We start from the raw sequence: 16,355 nt of genomic DNA, 5'->3' as shown, positions 1-16,355 counted from the left end.
CGGTTTTTGACAGAGGAAATATTTATTTACAGATTGGGTGAAGTGCTCTGTTTTACATTGCCTTCTTGTACATTGGGTTTTCTATGGTATCCATTCCCTGTAATTTACCTCTGTATCGTTTTTTTGTTTTTTCCCTTTTGTTGATCTTCCATTTTCAATAATAGCTTTGGCAATAGCTGACAATTCCCTTACTACGGAAGGATGATCTGAGGCTACATTATTCGTTTCTCTGATATCCGTTTTTAAATTGTATAACTGCAGATCTGGTAATCCCTGTGTTTTTGCTTCTTTTTCGGTAGGCGCGCTCCACCCCCCAGATCCCCGTGCAAAAATCAGTTTCCAGTCATTTTTCCTGATGGAAAAATTTCCGTCAATGGAATGATGAATAATGCTGGTTCTGGCATAGCCATTTTTTTGCAATAGCAAAGGCAACAGGCTAAAGCTGTCTTCGCCTTCATTATCTTTTAGCGGCTGCTGAAACATATCTGCGAGCGTTGCCATGAAATCTGTGAGGCAAATGGTTTGCGCAGTTTCAGTGCCCGCTTTTACCATTTTCGGCCATTTAACTATGAAAGGAATACGGTGACCTCCTTCAAAAATGTCGGCTTTTGCACCGCGGTAAATATAACTGGGATGATGACCGGCAGCGGAAAGTTCCTCAAAGCCGGCGGAAGGAGAACAACCGTTATCACTGGTAAAAACAATGATCGTATTTTGTTCAATGCCGGCAGTCTTCACTGCATCCAGAATTTTACCCACCACATCATCTGTCATCAGCACAAAATCTCCATAAGCATTCGTACCGGATTTTCCCTGGTAGGAATGGGTTGGCAGTATGGGCGTATGCGGGGAGGTGAGCGCGAAATAAAGAAAAAACGGATTATCTGATTTTGCTTCCCGGGAAATGTAATCTACTGCTTTGTCTGTAATCCTGTCAAACACCTCTTCGTGCCTGAAATCATTTCCTGCCGGTCCTGCTCGCCAGAATCCTTTGCCACTGTTTCCGCCCGTGCTGTCAATAGCGGTTGCAGTTACCCTGTTATTTTCAATATAAAAATAAGGCTGCATATCCAGTGAAGCAGGAATGCCGTAGAAATAATCAAACCCTGCCTGCAACGGTCCTGCTGCAAGTGGTTGAAAAAAATCAAACGCACCTGACTCATTTTTCTTCCAATCAAGACCAAGATGCCATTTGCCGATACCGCCGGTGTGATACCCATTGCGTTTTAACAAGGAAGCCAAAGTTGTTCTGCTGTTTTTTATCAGCATCGTATCATACCCCCATAATACACCGTTTTGCAATACTGTACGCCACGCGTACCTGCCGGTGATTATGCCATAACGGGTGGGAGTGCATACTGCGGAATTGCTGTGCGCATCTGTAAACTTCATTCCTCCTGCCGCCATTTTATCAATGTTCACGGTATGCAGCTTGGAATCGGCATTCAGGCAACTCACATCCCCGTAACCGAGGTCATCAGCAAGAATATAGATGATATTGGGCTTTTGCTGTGCCTGCGTCATTACTGCTGCCAAGCAACAAATAGCAAGGGTTGTAAGGTTGTTTATTGATTTCATTGCATTTTTCTTTGAGCTTCTACGCCAGGATTGTCGTTATGAAAAATCAGCCATCCTGTTTCATAAGATTAAGTTTCCGCTGTTAAAGGTTTTTCAGATGTCGGTAAAATAGCCGCCTTCTTTCCGCCAGTGCCGTTGCAAGATATTTATTTAGAAATTCTTTTTGTTCCACACTGCGCTTCCTGAGTGATGTTAGCTTTTGCCGGATGCCCTCCGTATTGTACTGGAAATTCTCTACCAGCAGCCCGATCCCGTCTAACTTTTTATTTGCCTCCGCAATCAATATACTGATCGGTTCCAGCATGGTTCTTATTACTGCATCCGGTTTTTGAGGAAGGAAGCCGTTATTACGATAATGTACAAACGAATTAAAGATATCCGTAGCGGTATTCAGGTTATCTACTGCTGCATTGTACAATTGCATATCATGCTCGCCTGCAATGATGGCAATATTCATTCGGTTATAACCCTGCCATAGCTTAACCATTTCACTATTCGCCCCTGCGTTTTTCATGCGTTGCTCAATCGCAAGGTATTGCTGCAGGCTGTCCATCTGTAAGAAAGCTTTAACAGAATCTTTATAGTGTAAGATCGGTTTATTTTTTGCTGCAGTATTGCGGTAGTTTACAGGTTTTTCCAATAATTGCCATAACGGATCAAAAGGCATATGGGTTTGTATAAAGGTAGCAGGGTGCACCATAAAATACTGAAATCCACCCTGAAACCCGGCATCCCAGGTAGGATCAAACAACCACCACTCATCATCCAAGTTTACGGCGCACCAGGCATGTCCTGTATTTCCTCTTGTACTAACGCCTATGGGACATCCATAAATGACATGGGAAGTTAAGCCGAGCCTTGATGCCAGATCAGCGAACAGCCCGGCATAATTTTCACATACGCCCTTTCTTCTGCGGAGCGTAGCGGCAATTTTTGTTTCATGATCCACACTCCTGTTAAAATAATAGGAGCTGTCGTCATCGTAACGGATATTGGCGGTAACCCAGCCATAAATGGCCTGCAACTGTGCTTTTGGAGTATCATAACGATTTTGTATATATGCCGCCAGCCCGGCAGCAGAACGACTGGTGGAATCAGGCACAGCAATAGTAAACCTGCCAAACCCCGTATAGTTATTCCAAAGCTGCCCGTTTGCAACCCCACAGGCCAGTAGCATGCCATATAGCAGCAGGCTGAATTTCATACCCTAAAGTTATTACAAAGAAAGAATGTAGGGAAGCATCGGGTGCATTTCGCTTCGGATTCCCGGATTCGGATTTTTTAATTTGTGGTTTATTGTTTGTGGTTTATAGTTGCATCTCGCTTTGCATTCGAAATTTGTTATTTGAATTTTATCCGCCCCGGCGGACAGGCCTGCCTGCCCTTTAGTTTGGTTCTTGCCATTTGGTTCTTGTTTTTGTATTCTCTTACGATTGCGGTTCAAGCAATTGAAAGAACTGGTCGAGCTGGGGAAGAATAACAATCCTTGTACGCCGGTTGGTGGCCCTTCCTTCGGCTGTGGTATTATCTGTTAACGGTTTATATTCACTTCGTCCGGCTGCAGCCATTTTGGAAGGATCAAGCGCATACTCATTTTGAAGGATGCGTACAACGGAGGTAGCCCGCTTAACGCTGAGGTCCCAGTTATCGAGGAGCACTCCGCTCCGGTAAGGCACATTATCTGTATGCCCTTCCACCATAAATTCAATATCGGGCTGGTTCTTTAGCACCTGTGCTACCTTGCCTAAAACCGTTTTAGCCTGCGGCGTTACTTCGTAACGGCCGCTTTTGAACAGCAGCTTATCCGAGATGTCAATATATACTACGCCTTTGTCTACTTTGATATTAATGTCCTCATCGTCAAGGTTACCAATAGCGCCTTTTAAGTTCATTACCAATACCATGTTCAGCGAATCTCTGCGGGATATGGCGGATTGCAGTCCCTGGATATATACATCCTTTGAGCCAATATTATCCAGTGACTTTTTGATGCTTTCGGCCTGCGATGCAGAAATTACAGAAAGATCCTGCAGTTGCTTCAGCGCCTGGGTATTGTTTTCTTTCAGGAAGGCTACCTGGTCTTTCAGGTTATCATTTTCTTTCTGCAAGTCCCCGTTCTTGCGCGTAGCCGCATCCCTGGCATCTGTACATTCTTTTAAGGTTTGCTGAACATTTACATACGTTGTGTTGAGGGCTTCATTTTTGGCCTGCTCTGCTTTGAACTTTTTACTGCTCACACATGAAAAAAGAAAAAGGCAAGTAACTACTGTTAGAAGTGGCAATCGGCGTTTCATAAAATGAATTTTTATGATGGATAAATAAATATATGCAAGATAATGCAAACACTAAAGATGCACGCTTTTATCCATTGACGGCTTATCATTATTAAAGTTAACAAAAGATAAAAGATGTAGAGTACTGTAGAAACAAACTTCGCAGACCTGGTAGAGGGATCAACATGAGAAAACAAATCTGCCTTATATAGTCCTCCGGTGAGAATATTCAAGTTTTACTATAGTATATTTTAATCAAATAACAGGACAAACTACGGAAATAAAAACTTATACTTGTCCATAACTATATTTAAAATTATATTTGTGGACGGAAATAAAAACTTATACCTGTCCACAAATACATGCCAGAAACGATCATTGGCCGAGATGCCGAGAAAAAAATTCTAAAAGACATGCTCGACTCGAAGGAAGCTGAGCTAATCGCCATTTTTGGCCGCCGCCGGGTTGGAAAAACTTTTCTTATCCGAAATTACTACCAGCAAAGGCTCGTATTTGAGTGTACGGGAATTCACGAGACTGGCTTGGCCGAACAATTGTTGAATTTTAGCAGAGCACTTCAACAAGCTATGAAGTCAGTCATCCCGCCAGCGACCCCCCATAACTGGATACAGGCTTTCATTTTCCTGAGCGACTTTCTGCAAACAAAACTTAAAGAGCAACCAGCAGTTGTCTTGTTTGATGAATTCCCGTGGATTCATACTCCCAAATCTGGCTTTTTAACGGCCTTCGGACACTGGTGGAACACCTGGGCATCACGTCAGCCGCAGTTGAAAGTTGTCATCTGCGGTTCTGCAGCATCCTGGATGATTGAAAATGTTCTTCACAATCGGGGCGGTCTCCATAACAGAATAAGCCGAACTATCCAGCTATTCCCCTTTAGTCTAAAAGAATCCGAAGCTTATCTTGTGAGTCGTGGTATCGGGCTAGACCACTATCAGATACTGCAACTATATATGGCGATGGGTGGTATCCCTCAATATCTAAAACAGGTTGACAAAGGTGAAAGTACAAACCAGGTCATTGATAAACTCTTCTTTGAAAGGAATGGCATGCTAAAAACAGAGTTTAATGTGCTGTACCGATCCCTGTTTAACAATGCCAGCCATCATGAAGCCATAGTCCGGCAGCTTGCTAAAAAAGCCAAAGGAATGAGCCGGACTGAAGTAATCGAGGCTTGTGGGCTCACGACCGGCGGGACAACAACAAGGTTGTTCGAAGAGCTCGAACAGTCAGGATTTATCTCACAACATATTCCATTTGAAAAAACTTCCCGTGACGGGATTTATAAGTTATCAGATGAGTATTCCCTTTTTTATCTGAAATTCATTGACCGTGCCCGCGCTACGGGTGCAGGCACCTGGCATAAGATCGTAGAAGGACAGTCTTATAATAGCTGGAGTGGGTATGCTTTCGAAGCTGTTTGCCAGAAACACCTGCAGCAAATCAAGAAAGCCCTGGGCATTGCAGCGGTATATACGGAAGCGTCAGGTTGGAGATACAATGCCAAAAAGGGAGAAGCTGGAGCACAAATTGATCTTCTAATTGATCGCCAGGATCATTGTATAAATATATGTGAAATGAAGTTTTCCGGCGAAGAGTTCGTCATTGATAAAAAGTATGCAGCAGAACTGGACAGCAAGGTGAAAATTTTTAAGGAACAAACAAGAACAAAAAAAACGATTTTCCCGACAATGATTACGACATACGGTATCAAGCAAAATATTTATTATACAGGACGTATCATATCAGAGGTAAAGATGGGGGATATGTTCTGATGATTATTGGCTATTGTATGTTCCTGGGTGCGTAATAAATAATACAAATAACCGAGCAGCGCAATCAAAGCGCCGATGCAATCATACTTGTCAGGAACATACACGTCAAACTTTGGTTCCTTCATTAAGTTAGCATTCAAATTTCGATAGCACGACAATAGTATTTGGGTATACGGCGTGTGAATATATTCAACATTGTTGTAGCTCTCCGGAAAAAAGTCTCCTGGGGACTCCAATTAAATAGATTATTATCATGCCTACATGGTCCCATGTCGTATTCATCTGAACAGACGGTCTTCCCAACTGCAATGTCATTCCTGTTTATCACCTTTCCCATTGCTATATCCTAAACTCCTTCGATCCGAATTTAAGTTCGATGACACTTACAGGGAAAAACCAGGTGTGATGTTCAATAGGAATAGGATATTTACGAACCGTTTTCAAATTTCCCAAAAAACACTAAATTTGTATTATGCATCGCGCTGCACATAAGAAGACCCGCAAAATGCGTCCTGTATAACAGGCGTCCCTCCTTTTATTTTCCTTATTTGATTGGTTTCTCTTTTACCACTTTTAAAAAACGTTTGCTATGCTACAGCAGGACTATAGCGCCTATACGGCAACCGATCACCATACATGGTCTGTTTTATTCAACAGACAACTGGAAAAAATAAAAAAAGTCGCCTACCTTAATTTCGAACCGGGATTATCCAAACTGGATTTCCAGCCACAGCATATCCCTGATTTTACACTCGTCAACCAGAAACTAAAATCCATTACCGGCTGGCAGATTTATGCCGTGCCGGGACTGATTGACAACCGCCTCTTCTTTGAAAAAATGCTGCACCGCCAGTTTGGAGCAACCACCTGGATACGAAAGCCGGAGCAGCTCGACTATCTTGAAGAGCCCGACATGTTCCATGATGTTTTTGGTCATATCCCCCTGCTTACCGACCCATTGATTTGCGATTTCCTGCATGGGTTGGCGGAGATCGCCGGCAGGCATCAGTATGCTGAACCTGTCATCGAAATGCTTGCAAGGCTCTACTGGTACAGCATTGAGTTTGGGGTAGTGAGCTCGAATGCAGGGTTAAAGATTTACGGGGCAGGCATTCTTTCCTCCATCGGGGAAACGGATTTTTGTCTCTCCCAAAAAGCGAACCGCGTACCGTTTGATATAGAGGCCATCATTGCAAAGCCCGTCATTAAAGACAAATTCCAGGACTGCTATTTTGCGCTGGATTCAATGCGGCAGTTGCCGGGATCATTGCTCATCATTTCAGAAAAAATCAATACCCTTTCCTATGCGTCCTGACTATCCCTCTAAAAATTTTTCGGACAGACGTAATTGTTATGTCCTTCTTCTGCTTTCGCTTGAAGAGTCCTCCTGCCGTTAACGCTAAAGGCTTCTCTGCCTTACTATTTTTTATTACTCTTCAATTTTAAAAATGCTTTTTCAATGCAAACGACACTTCGTCCGGCTGCAAACGCGTCCGGCACTAAAGACTTCCTTCCGCTTTACGGAACAGATCACATAGAGTTCTATGTAGGCAACGCCAAACAGGCTGCTCACTATTACAAAACCGCTTTCGGCTTCCAGTCACTCGCTTATGCCGGCCCCGAAACCGGCTCAAAAGACAAAGTGAGCTACGTGATCCGCCAGCATAAAATCATACTGGTACTGACAACGCCATTGAGACCGGATAACGCAATCGCCGACCATATCCACCACCATGGCGATGCTGTAAAGACCATAGCGTTGGGCGTAGAAGATGCCCGTGATGCCTGGCAGCAAACCACGGCAAGAGGCGCTCAAAGTTTTCTGGAGCTAACTGAACTCAGGGATGATCATGGAGTTGTAAAACTGGCAGGCATCCATACCTACGGCGATACCGTTCACCTGTTTGTGGAAAGACAGCATTATGATGGTGTCTTCCTGCCCGGCTTTGTGAAATGGGAACCGGAATACCAGCCTTCAGAAACCGGCCTGCTCCACGTAGATCACTGCGTGGGCAATGTGGGATGGAATGGTATGGATAGATGGGTCGGCTTTTATGAAAGCGTGATGGGGTTTAAGAACATCCTTTCCTTCGATGACAAAGATATCTCCACCGAATACTCCGCACTCATGAGCAAGGTAATGAGTAACGGCAACGGATATGTGAAATTCCCGATCAACGAACCTGCGGAGGGAAAGAAAAAATCGCAGGTGGAGGAGTTCCTCGACTATTACGGCGGCGAAGGCGTGCAGCACATCGCTGTGGCAACCAAAGACATTGTGGCAACGGTGCGCAAACTGCAGTTTCGCGGCGTGGAGTTTTTAAAAGTACCACATACCTATTATGATGATTTGAGGAAAAGGATCGGTGCTATCGAGGAAGACATTGATGTGTTAGCTGAACTGGGCATCCTGGTGGACCGGGATGAGGAAGGCTACCTGCTGCAGATTTTCACCAAGCCGGTAGAAGACCGCCCCACGCTTTTTTTTGAGATCATCCAGCGCAAGGGCGCCCGGAGTTTCGGAAAAGGAAATTTCAAAGCGCTCTTTGAAGCCATTGAAAGGGAGCAGGCGCTGAGAGGTAATTTATAAAACTAAAATTTTTAAACCATGCCTTACTATAAAATACTGGGCAACGTTCCGCACAAGCGTCATACACAGTTCCGTGCGCCGGACAGAAGGCTCTATGCCGAACAACTCTTTTCAACCGAAGGTTTTTCCAGTGACTATTCACTGTTCTATCATCTCTATCCGCCTACACAGATAAAAAATACAGGGGCTACCGTTGATCTGCGGCCTGATGCAGCAACAGAAAAAAAATTGCAGCATCGCAGCTTTGACGGATTTAAAATTCTGCCGATGGAAGATTACCTGCGAAGCCGGCAGGTGATCCTTTTCAACAGCGACTGCCATATTTCCCTCGCCGCTCCTGAGCAAAGCATGAAAGATTATTTCTACAAGAATGCCGATGCGGATGAGCTTATTTTCGTGCATGAAGGCAGCGGTATCCTGCATACCCTCTATGGTGACCTGGACTTTACTGCCGGAGATTACATCATCATTCCAAGAGGTACGATTTATCAAATGGAGTTTTCGGGTACGCTGAACCGTTTGCTTATCGTTGAATCCTTCAGTCCGATACGCTTTCCGAAACGATACCGCAGCCCTTTCGGCCAACTGCTGGAACATGCACCGTACTGCGAGCGGGATATACGGGGACCAAAGGAACTCGTTACCCATGACGAAAAAGGAGATTTTTTAGTGCGTGTCAAAAAGCAGGGGCATCTCTACAATTTACATTATGCCACCCATCCTTTCGACGTGGTGGGTTGGGACGGCTGTTGTTACCCGTTTGCTTTTTCTATCCACGATTTTGAACCCATTACCGGCAGGGTGCACCAGCCGCCACCAGTACACCAGACTTTTGAAGCCAGGAACTTCGTGGTTTGTTCCTTTGTGCCGCGTCTCTTTGATTACCATCCCGAGGCCATTCCCGCACCTTACAACCACAGCAATATTGACAGCGATGAATTGCTCTATTATGCAGACGGCGACTTTATGAGCCGAAAGAATGTAACAAGAGGAATGATCACCCTGCATCCTGCGGGCATTCCGCATGGCCCGCATCCGGGCGCCGTGGAAAAATCCATCGGTACCAAAGAAACAAAGGAACTGGCGGTGATGATAGATACCTTCCATCCGCTGCAGCTCACAAAGCAGGCAGTGGAAATTGAGAACCCCGGCTACACCATGAGTTGGGCAGAATAAAAATTTTAAATATGAAACTCGTTACTTACTTATCCGGTGCGGAAGAAAGGTTAGCGATGCTCTCCGGCAGCCTGCTATATGACATGGCAGCCCTGCACCCAACGCTACCTTCCACGATGCAGGCCTTCCTCGAAGACTGGGATGAATTTTATCCGCTGGCAATGGAGAGCAAACTCAAAGGCACAGGAATACCCGTTGACAGTGCAATACTGCTGTCACCCATACCACGCCCCGCTTCGCTGCGCGATGGCTATGCTTTTCGCCAGCATGTACAGGCGGCAAGACGCAATCGTGGTCTGGATATGATCCCGGCTTTCGACATGTTTCCTGTTTTTTATTTTGGCAATCACCTGAGTGTACAGGGGCCGGGCGATGTTCATTGCATGCCTGATCATTTTGAAAAGCTCGATTACGAGTTGGAATGTGCAATTTTGATTTGCCGGCAGGGTACGAACATTCCGGCAGCGGAAGCTGACTGTTATATAGGCGGGCTGATGATCATGAATGATATGAGCGCAAGAACCCTGCAGATGGAGGAAATGCAACTGAGCCTCGGGCCAGCAAAGGGAAAGGATTTTTCCACTGTGCTTGGTCCCTGGCTGGCGACAACCGATGAACTGGAAGTGTATGAAGCACCCTGCAAACCTGGTCATAGAGGCAAATCCTGGAACCTGGAGATGACTGCCGCCGTCAACGGCGTTACGCTAAGCAAAGGCAATCTCGCTGATATGGATTGGACCTTTGCTGAGTTGATTGAGCGGGCAAGCTATGGGGTGACCCTTTATCCGGGTGATGTTATCGGCAGCGGAACCGTTGGTACCGGTTGTCTGTTGGAACTCAATGGCACCGCCAGACATCAAACCCCGGATCATAAGGAACAATGGCTGCAAGCAGGCGATAAGGTGGAATTGGAAATTACGGGGCTGGGAAAGCTGAAGAGTACGATCATACCGCAGTCCACCCACTGGAGTATTCTCAATCATAAGAAAACACATGTTACTACAACTTGCTAAACTGTCTGCCGCCACGCGGCAACAATGGCTGCAACATGCTATCGCTCCCCGTCCCATAGCGTTGGTAAGCACTGTCAACAAAAAAGGCGAAGCGAACCTTGCGCCCTTCAGCTTTTTCAACATGGTCTCCACCGAACCGCCGCTGGTTATCTTTTCACCCGCCCGCCGGCTGCGGGACAACAGCAGCAAACATACCCTGGACAATCTTACTGAAACAGGTGAAGTGGTGATCCATATGGTAACCCCGGAGATGGTGCAACAGGTCTCGCTTGCCTCCTGCGAATATCCCGCCGGGGTAGACGAGTTTGTGAAAGCAGGATTTACCAGAGAACCGGCTACGCTGGTAGCGCCTCCGATGGTAAAGGAAAGCCCGGTTAAACTCGAATGCAGGATCATAAAAGTACAGCCCCTCGGCTACACAGGTGGCGCCGGTAACCTCGTCATCGCGGAAGTGCTCTGTATGCACGTAAGCGATAATGTGCTCAATACGGAAGGCACGATGATTGACCAGCAAAAGACATCGCTGGTGGCAAGGCTGGGTGGCGATTGGTATTGCCACGTTAACCAGCGTAACCTCTTCAAAGTGCCCAAGCCCAACACGAAGCCCGGGATGGGATTTGATGTCCTTCCGGAGCACATCAAAACAAGTGAGATCCTTACAGGCAATCACCTGGCGCAGTTGGCAAACTTTGAAGCCATTCCCTCCAGGGACGACAGCTATATCCATGAGCTGCTTAGCCTACGGCTCCGTACCGTGGAGAGGAAAGAGCAAAGAATAAAACTGGTGCACTCTGAAGCCATGCACCTGCTGGATGAAGGCTGTGCAACGGAAGCCTGGCAGGTCTTGTTAATAGATATATAACGAACGCTGAAAAACAACCGCGCCGTTTTCAGGATCAATGAAAACGATTACCGGCTGATCGTGGAAATCAACTACCAGAAAGGCTGAACATGACCCGCAGGTTACACACGCACCTGAACATCTCATACGATACCCTGGTGAAGGCGTATTGAACAGCATAGCCGCCTTAAAAGAACAACAATAATGTAGGAAAGTATGACCACTTCCGCACATCTGCTGTATCAAAACCGAACAACTTTATCTGCAATATTCACTGCATTCCATTGATTCTTAATTCTCAGTAACACTGGCACCCCTTTAGCTAAGCAATCAGTAAAGAACTTTAGCGCTACATTCAATTAAAACGGGTAAATGCTTCCGGATGCTTAAAAACTATTTCAAAACCGCTTTGCGCAGCCTGGCAAAACGTAAGGGTCATGCTGTTATCAATATCCTGGGGCTTGTGGCTGGCTTTGCCGCATTCCTGGTTATCTTCCTCGTGGTAAAATATGAAAACAGCTACGATGATTTTCATGAAAATAAAAACAGCATCTATCGGGTGGTGCGTATGGGACGGGGTACGGAGAACCGTGAATACCGTACGGGGGTGCCCTTTCCCGTGAGCCTCGCACTGCGTACTGATTTTCCTCAACTTAAAAAAGTAGCATCATTCTATACGGATCGGAATGTACAGATAAGCATACCGGACGTACCCGGCAGCAAGAATTTCAAAGAGAAAAGAATATTTGCGGCCGATGCTGCATTCTTCAGTATGCTCAACTTTAAACTGGCAGCCGGTACATTCACCAGTATCAATGAACCCAATACTGTTTTGCTGACAAAAGAAATGGCCGCCAAATACTTTGGCGACTGGCAATTGGCCATGAGCCAGACGATCAATATGGGCCGGCTTGCTTTGAAGGTCACCGGCATTTTAGAAAATCCTCCTGCCAATACAGACTTCCCGCTGAACGTAGTGGTATCCTACGCCACACTGGTAAAGAATACGGATATGGATGACTGGGGCAGTATTGATGACAGCAACTATTGTCTCGTGCAGTTGGATGAGAAAGATTCAAAAGCAGCGTTCACCCCCTTCCTTGATCGCTTTACAGACAAGCATATCAAACCGGTAAACCCCGGCTATGTATTGGGTCTGCAGCCACTGAATGAAATTCATTTCGATGAACGCTATGGCACACCTACCGGTAAAACGTTCAGTAAGGATCTGATCTTCGCCCTCAGCCTGATTGGTATCTTCCTGCTGGTTATCGCCTGTGTCAACTTTATAAACCTCACTACTGCACAGGCTATTAACCGTGCCCGTGAGGTAGGCGTACGGAAAGTACTGGGAAGTAGCCGTTCTCAACTCATCTTCCAGTTTTTAGGAGAGACAGGTATTATGACCACACTATCCATGGCAACGTCGGTGATACTTGTCATCTGCAGCCTTCCTTTTATAAATGGCTTGCTGGATATACAACTCGCTGCATTCAACTTATATAATACCAGCTTTATCCTCTTCATGTTCGGTGCGTTGGTGGCGGTTACAGTATTATCCGGTTTTTACCCGGCGCTGGTATTATCCGGTTTCAAATCGGCGATTGTATTAAAAAGCCTTGTTGCGGTGGGAAGTGGCAAGAGCATATCGCTGCGCAGGGGCCTGGTTGTTTTCCAGTTTGTTATTGCACAGGTATTGATCATCGGTACGCTGGTAGTTATTTCGCAGATGGATTATTTCCGCAATGCAGATATGGGCTTTAACCGGCAGGCGGTTATCAATGCATCCTTCCCGACAGATAGCCTTAGTCGCACAAAAATAGATTTACTGGAAAATGATTTGAAGAAACTGAGGGGTGTAACTGCGCTTAGCTTCAGTTTGTTTTCACCTGCAAACGAAGGTGGCTGGGCTACCAGCCTGAATAGGCCCGCAAATCATGCTAATGAAGATATGGTGGTGCAGATGAAACCTGCCGATACCAATTTCTTCGATTTATACAATTTAAGATTAGTAGCAGGAAGAAAATATTTTCCGTCCGATACCATGCGCGAATTTGTAGTGAACGAAAAAGTAGTGAGTAAGCTGGGTTATAAGACGCCCGACCAGGCAATAGGCAATATGATTGTCGTGGCTGGAAAGCCAGGCCCGATTGTAGGTGTGGTAAAAGATTTTCACGTCAGCTCTCTGCGCGACCCGATTGATGCAGTTGTGCTGACAGGATTTAAAAATGCGTATCGGCTTGCTAATGTGAAAATTGATCCAGGGGAATCGAAGGCCGTGATTGCCGGTATGCAGGATATATGGCACAACCATTTCCCGGATTTTGTATTCGAATATAATTTCCTTGATCAGGCGATTGCCAACTATTACCAGCAGGAAGCACAGTTGACACAACTGTATAAGATATTTTCTATACTGGCGATATTTATTTCCTGCCTGGGTTTGTATGGATTGATTTCCTTCATGGCGGTACAGCGCAGGAAGGAAATAGGTATCCGCAAAATATTGGGTGCGCCGGTCAGGGACATTGTGCTGATGCTATCAAAGGAATTTACAGTATTGATATTAATTGCATTTGTGATCGCAGCGCCGATAGCCTGGTACTATATGCATGAATGGTTGCAGCAGTATACCTTCCGGATTAAAATCACCTGGTTGTATTTTGGTGCTACTATTTTATGTTCATTGATCATCGCCTGGATGACGGTAGGATATACGGCAGTAAAGGCAGCGCTCGCAAACCCCGTGAAGTCGCTACGAACCGAGTAGCGAAAGCGCGCTATAATCACTGCGTCTGTATAGATTTCCCGTCATGGTTGTTTGCTGAACATTAAATACCAAGTTAGCTTGCTTATTTTTCCGTTTATAGTATTTCTCTTTGTGATGGTCTCGAAACTTATGGATGAAATTAGTCTGTACAGTAGAAACATTGATTAATCATTGCCCATGCACCTGGGCCTGTTTGTCAGACTAAAACAACCAGGCGTTTTCCGCTCTCAATACTCATATCCCAGACTTTTTCAAGTGAAACAACTTCATCTGCACCCAGGGTTAGCAATGCTTTCAACGACTGCTCGTTTCTGTCGGTAGTAATTTTTTTTGCACTATAATGTTTGGCTATCTGCACCGAAGTTTTCCCCGTAACGCCTGTCGCTCCATTTACCAAAACAGTTTCTCCCTTTTGTAAACCTGCTCTGAAACGCAATGCCGGCGCTGAACCCATTACTGCATTGGGCAAAGCCGCAGCCGTGGCGTCATCAATTCCAGCAGGGAGTTTTACCATTATGTCTTTTCCAATCGCTGCCTTTTCGGCGATCATTCCACTTGCGGCTATGGCGTAAACACGTGTTCCGTCTGCCAGTAAGCCCACCCCGTCTCCACCCGGAACTTTTGCCGTCCATTCTTCATCTTGGGTAGAATAATGTTTTCCGCTTGCCCGCATTTTGTCGATATTTTACAATGCAGAAGCTTTTACCGAGATCAATAACGCGTTTTCGTTTTGTACTTCCGGTTCTGCAAAATCTTCCACATATTTTGGCGCTTCGCTTTTTGAAATATTACTGCTGCTTTCATTTTGTTTAAATTTTCAGCAAAGCTACAGTTCAGTATATGGTGACCCGGTAACATTTGGTTAATAATGCCAGGTTATTTTTTCCCGATCAGCAAAGTTGCATGTGGTTTAAACTGACAAGGCTTAGGAGCTGAAGCGGATTACTTGTGATTTTTGAATGACTGCCGGTGGTGCGAATGTCTGAACGTTGCAACTTTTGACAGTACAATACTGATAACAGAAATGTATTTTATCATTACTAATCATTCAGATGTTCTTTTTGATATGTTGACAAGGTTCCCAATTTTTTATTCGGTTTAGGCATTTTACCCTTGATTACTTAAGTCAGTTTATAAATCATTTCCTCTATTTCTGCTTGTCTTGCATTTGCAAAACCTGTGTCGGAACCTACTCTCACAAATCCGCATTTTTCAAGTACTTTCTGTGAGCCATAATTGTCAAATGCAACACGCCCAAAAAGGGGTCTTGCTTTTTCAATAGTTAGAAAGGTTTTAAGTGCATTTTTAGCAACGTCCTTGCCCCAAAAATTTCTGTCTATCCAATAGGTTATTTCTGCATCTCCTTCAATTACAAATTTTGCAATGCTTCCTGCAATAATATTGTCAACCAAAATTGTTTGATTATTTATGGATGGGTCGTTTAGGAACTTTGAGTGCTTGCTTATGTAAGCTGATTTATCCGTTGGGTCCAATGAAGTGAAAGCAGCCAAATAATTTGCTTCCCTGTGAAGTTGAAAGTTAAATAGAGCCTCTAAATCATTTATAACTGGTGCTCTTAAAACTATTCTATTGTGGTCTATCATATATGATTTTATCTCCGGGTTCAATTGAAATTAAATTTTAGCATTTTGTATCCCGGCTTATGCTGTCCGGTTCGAAGGTAAGTTCGAAAAAACTTTTCGAAGAGCCCGATTTCGTTAGTGGTGGATAACGTGGATGAATATTATGAACGTATTAAAAATAATAGCGCTAAAATTCTTTCTGTACCTGAAACTAAGGAATGGGGCATGAGAGAAATGCAGGTGGAATGCCCTGACGGACACATCATAAAGATCAGGGGATGGTCAGTATCCGGTGAGGGTGAAGTCCTTGCCCTGTGTCTTGCACCGGACTGGTGGCTTAATAGGATTCGGGGAAGCGGACCAGCAACTCGCACTATTGAAGAACCAACATCATTTCAGCGCAGTGGATGTCAGCGGCCAGCGCACTACTATTGAACTGGAAGGGGCTCATGCCCGCGACGTGCTTGCCCATCTTTGGGAACAGGATCTACGGGAAAAAAGTTTTCCTGTTGGCAGTGTTTCACAGGGGCTGATTGCCAAAGCACCGGTGATCGTGTGCCATGTGGCTCCGCTTCGTTACCGGATAATGGTGAGAAGTTCTTTTGCGGTGCATGTATGGAAGGCGTTGGTGGATGCGGGGGAGGAGTGGGTGTGAGGAGGAAATGATTGGTCTTGTTGTTGGTGATTCTTGTGCATATTTACGCACTTATAAATGCCGACAACGGCAGAAATAGC

General features: G+C 45.2%; 15 protein-coding genes. 10 read left to right on the top strand and 5 right to left on the bottom strand.

Annotation, left to right across the window (positions count from 1 at the left end):
* Nucleotides 1–81: 81 nt before the first annotated feature.
* The 3 genes from FRX45_RS07680 to FRX45_RS07670 all read right to left on the bottom strand — a co-directional run bounded on the left by FRX45_RS07680 (nucleotide 82) and on the right by FRX45_RS07670 (nucleotide 3,872).
* Entirely contained in the window at nucleotides 82–1,578 is a 1,497-nt protein-coding gene (locus tag FRX45_RS07680) for a sulfatase family protein (RefSeq protein ID WP_152267814.1), read from the bottom strand.
* An 82-nt stretch (nucleotides 1,579–1,660) separates the two neighbouring features.
* A complete protein-coding gene (locus tag FRX45_RS07675) occupies nucleotides 1,661–2,782 on the bottom strand; it encodes a transglutaminase domain-containing protein (protein ID WP_152267813.1) in 1,122 nt (373 codons plus the stop codon).
* Nucleotides 2,783–3,005: 223 nt separating this feature from the next.
* Nucleotides 3,006–3,872, bottom strand: a complete 867-nt coding sequence (locus FRX45_RS07670) for an OmpA/MotB family protein (RefSeq protein ID WP_152267812.1) — start codon at nucleotides 3,870–3,872, stop codon at nucleotides 3,006–3,008.
* Nucleotides 3,873–4,213: 341 nt separating this feature from the next.
* Here FRX45_RS07670 and FRX45_RS07665 point away from each other — a divergent pair, with 341 nt between their 5' ends.
* From FRX45_RS07665 to FRX45_RS07630, 8 genes are all read left to right on the top strand, one after another.
* Nucleotides 4,214–5,647, top strand: coding sequence for an AAA family ATPase (locus tag FRX45_RS07665; protein ID WP_152267811.1), 1,434 nt, complete (start codon nucleotides 4,214–4,216; stop codon nucleotides 5,645–5,647).
* Between the two features lie 589 nt (nucleotides 5,648–6,236).
* Nucleotides 6,237–6,962, top strand: coding sequence for a phenylalanine-4-hydroxylase (locus tag FRX45_RS07660; protein ID WP_152267810.1), 726 nt, complete (start codon nucleotides 6,237–6,239; stop codon nucleotides 6,960–6,962).
* Between the two features lie 144 nt (nucleotides 6,963–7,106).
* Nucleotides 7,107–8,237 (top strand): 4-hydroxyphenylpyruvate dioxygenase, encoded by a 1,131-nt coding sequence (gene hppD, locus FRX45_RS07655; protein WP_152267809.1) that lies wholly within the window; start codon nucleotides 7,107–7,109, stop codon nucleotides 8,235–8,237.
* A gap of 18 nt (nucleotides 8,238–8,255) precedes the next feature.
* Entirely contained in the window at nucleotides 8,256–9,413 is a 1,158-nt protein-coding gene (locus FRX45_RS07650; RefSeq protein WP_152267808.1) for a homogentisate 1,2-dioxygenase, read from the top strand.
* A gap of 11 nt (nucleotides 9,414–9,424) precedes the next feature.
* Nucleotides 9,425–10,426 (top strand): fumarylacetoacetate hydrolase family protein, encoded by a 1,002-nt coding sequence (locus tag FRX45_RS07645; protein WP_152267807.1) that lies wholly within the window; start codon nucleotides 9,425–9,427, stop codon nucleotides 10,424–10,426.
* Nucleotides 10,407–11,288 carry a flavin reductase family protein gene (locus FRX45_RS07640; protein ID WP_152267806.1) on the top strand — a complete coding sequence of 294 codons (882 nt, stop codon included), beginning with the start codon at nucleotides 10,407–10,409 and terminating at the stop codon, nucleotides 11,286–11,288. The genes FRX45_RS07645 and FRX45_RS07640 overlap by 20 nt, the downstream gene beginning before the upstream one ends.
* A 6-nt stretch (nucleotides 11,289–11,294) precedes the next feature.
* Nucleotides 11,295–11,375, top strand: a complete 81-nt coding sequence (locus FRX45_RS23830; RefSeq protein WP_152268019.1) for a type II toxin-antitoxin system HigB family toxin — start codon at nucleotides 11,295–11,297, stop codon at nucleotides 11,373–11,375.
* Nucleotides 11,376–11,649: 274 nt separating this feature from the next.
* Complete coding sequence (locus tag FRX45_RS07630; RefSeq protein WP_152267805.1) at nucleotides 11,650–14,037, top strand: ABC transporter permease; 2,388 nt, start codon at nucleotides 11,650–11,652, stop codon at nucleotides 14,035–14,037.
* Between the two features lie 196 nt (nucleotides 14,038–14,233).
* Here FRX45_RS07630 and FRX45_RS07625 read toward each other — a convergent pair whose 3' ends face one another.
* A complete protein-coding gene (locus FRX45_RS07625; RefSeq protein WP_193311619.1) occupies nucleotides 14,234–14,710 on the bottom strand; it encodes an MDR/zinc-dependent alcohol dehydrogenase-like family protein in 477 nt (158 codons plus the stop codon).
* Between the two features lie 448 nt (nucleotides 14,711–15,158).
* Complete coding sequence (locus FRX45_RS07620) at nucleotides 15,159–15,641, bottom strand: GNAT family N-acetyltransferase (protein WP_152267804.1); 483 nt, start codon at nucleotides 15,639–15,641, stop codon at nucleotides 15,159–15,161.
* A gap of 117 nt (nucleotides 15,642–15,758) precedes the next feature.
* On the opposite strand from FRX45_RS07620, the gene FRX45_RS23825 reads away from it, so the two are divergent.
* Nucleotides 15,759–16,055, top strand: coding sequence for a hypothetical protein (locus FRX45_RS23825; protein ID WP_394350023.1), 297 nt, complete (start codon nucleotides 15,759–15,761; stop codon nucleotides 16,053–16,055).
* Nucleotides 15,997–16,275 (top strand): sarcosine oxidase subunit gamma, encoded by a 279-nt coding sequence (locus tag FRX45_RS07615; protein ID WP_193311618.1) that lies wholly within the window; start codon nucleotides 15,997–15,999, stop codon nucleotides 16,273–16,275. The genes FRX45_RS23825 and FRX45_RS07615 overlap by 59 nt, the downstream gene beginning before the upstream one ends.
* The last annotated feature ends 80 nt before the right edge of the window (nucleotides 16,276–16,355 follow it).

The organism is Agriterribacter humi (assembly GCF_009192765.1).
Classification (GTDB): Bacteria; Bacteroidota; Bacteroidia; order Chitinophagales; family Chitinophagaceae; genus Agriterribacter; species Agriterribacter humi.
This window is presented reverse-complemented; position numbering and strand designations above follow the sequence as displayed.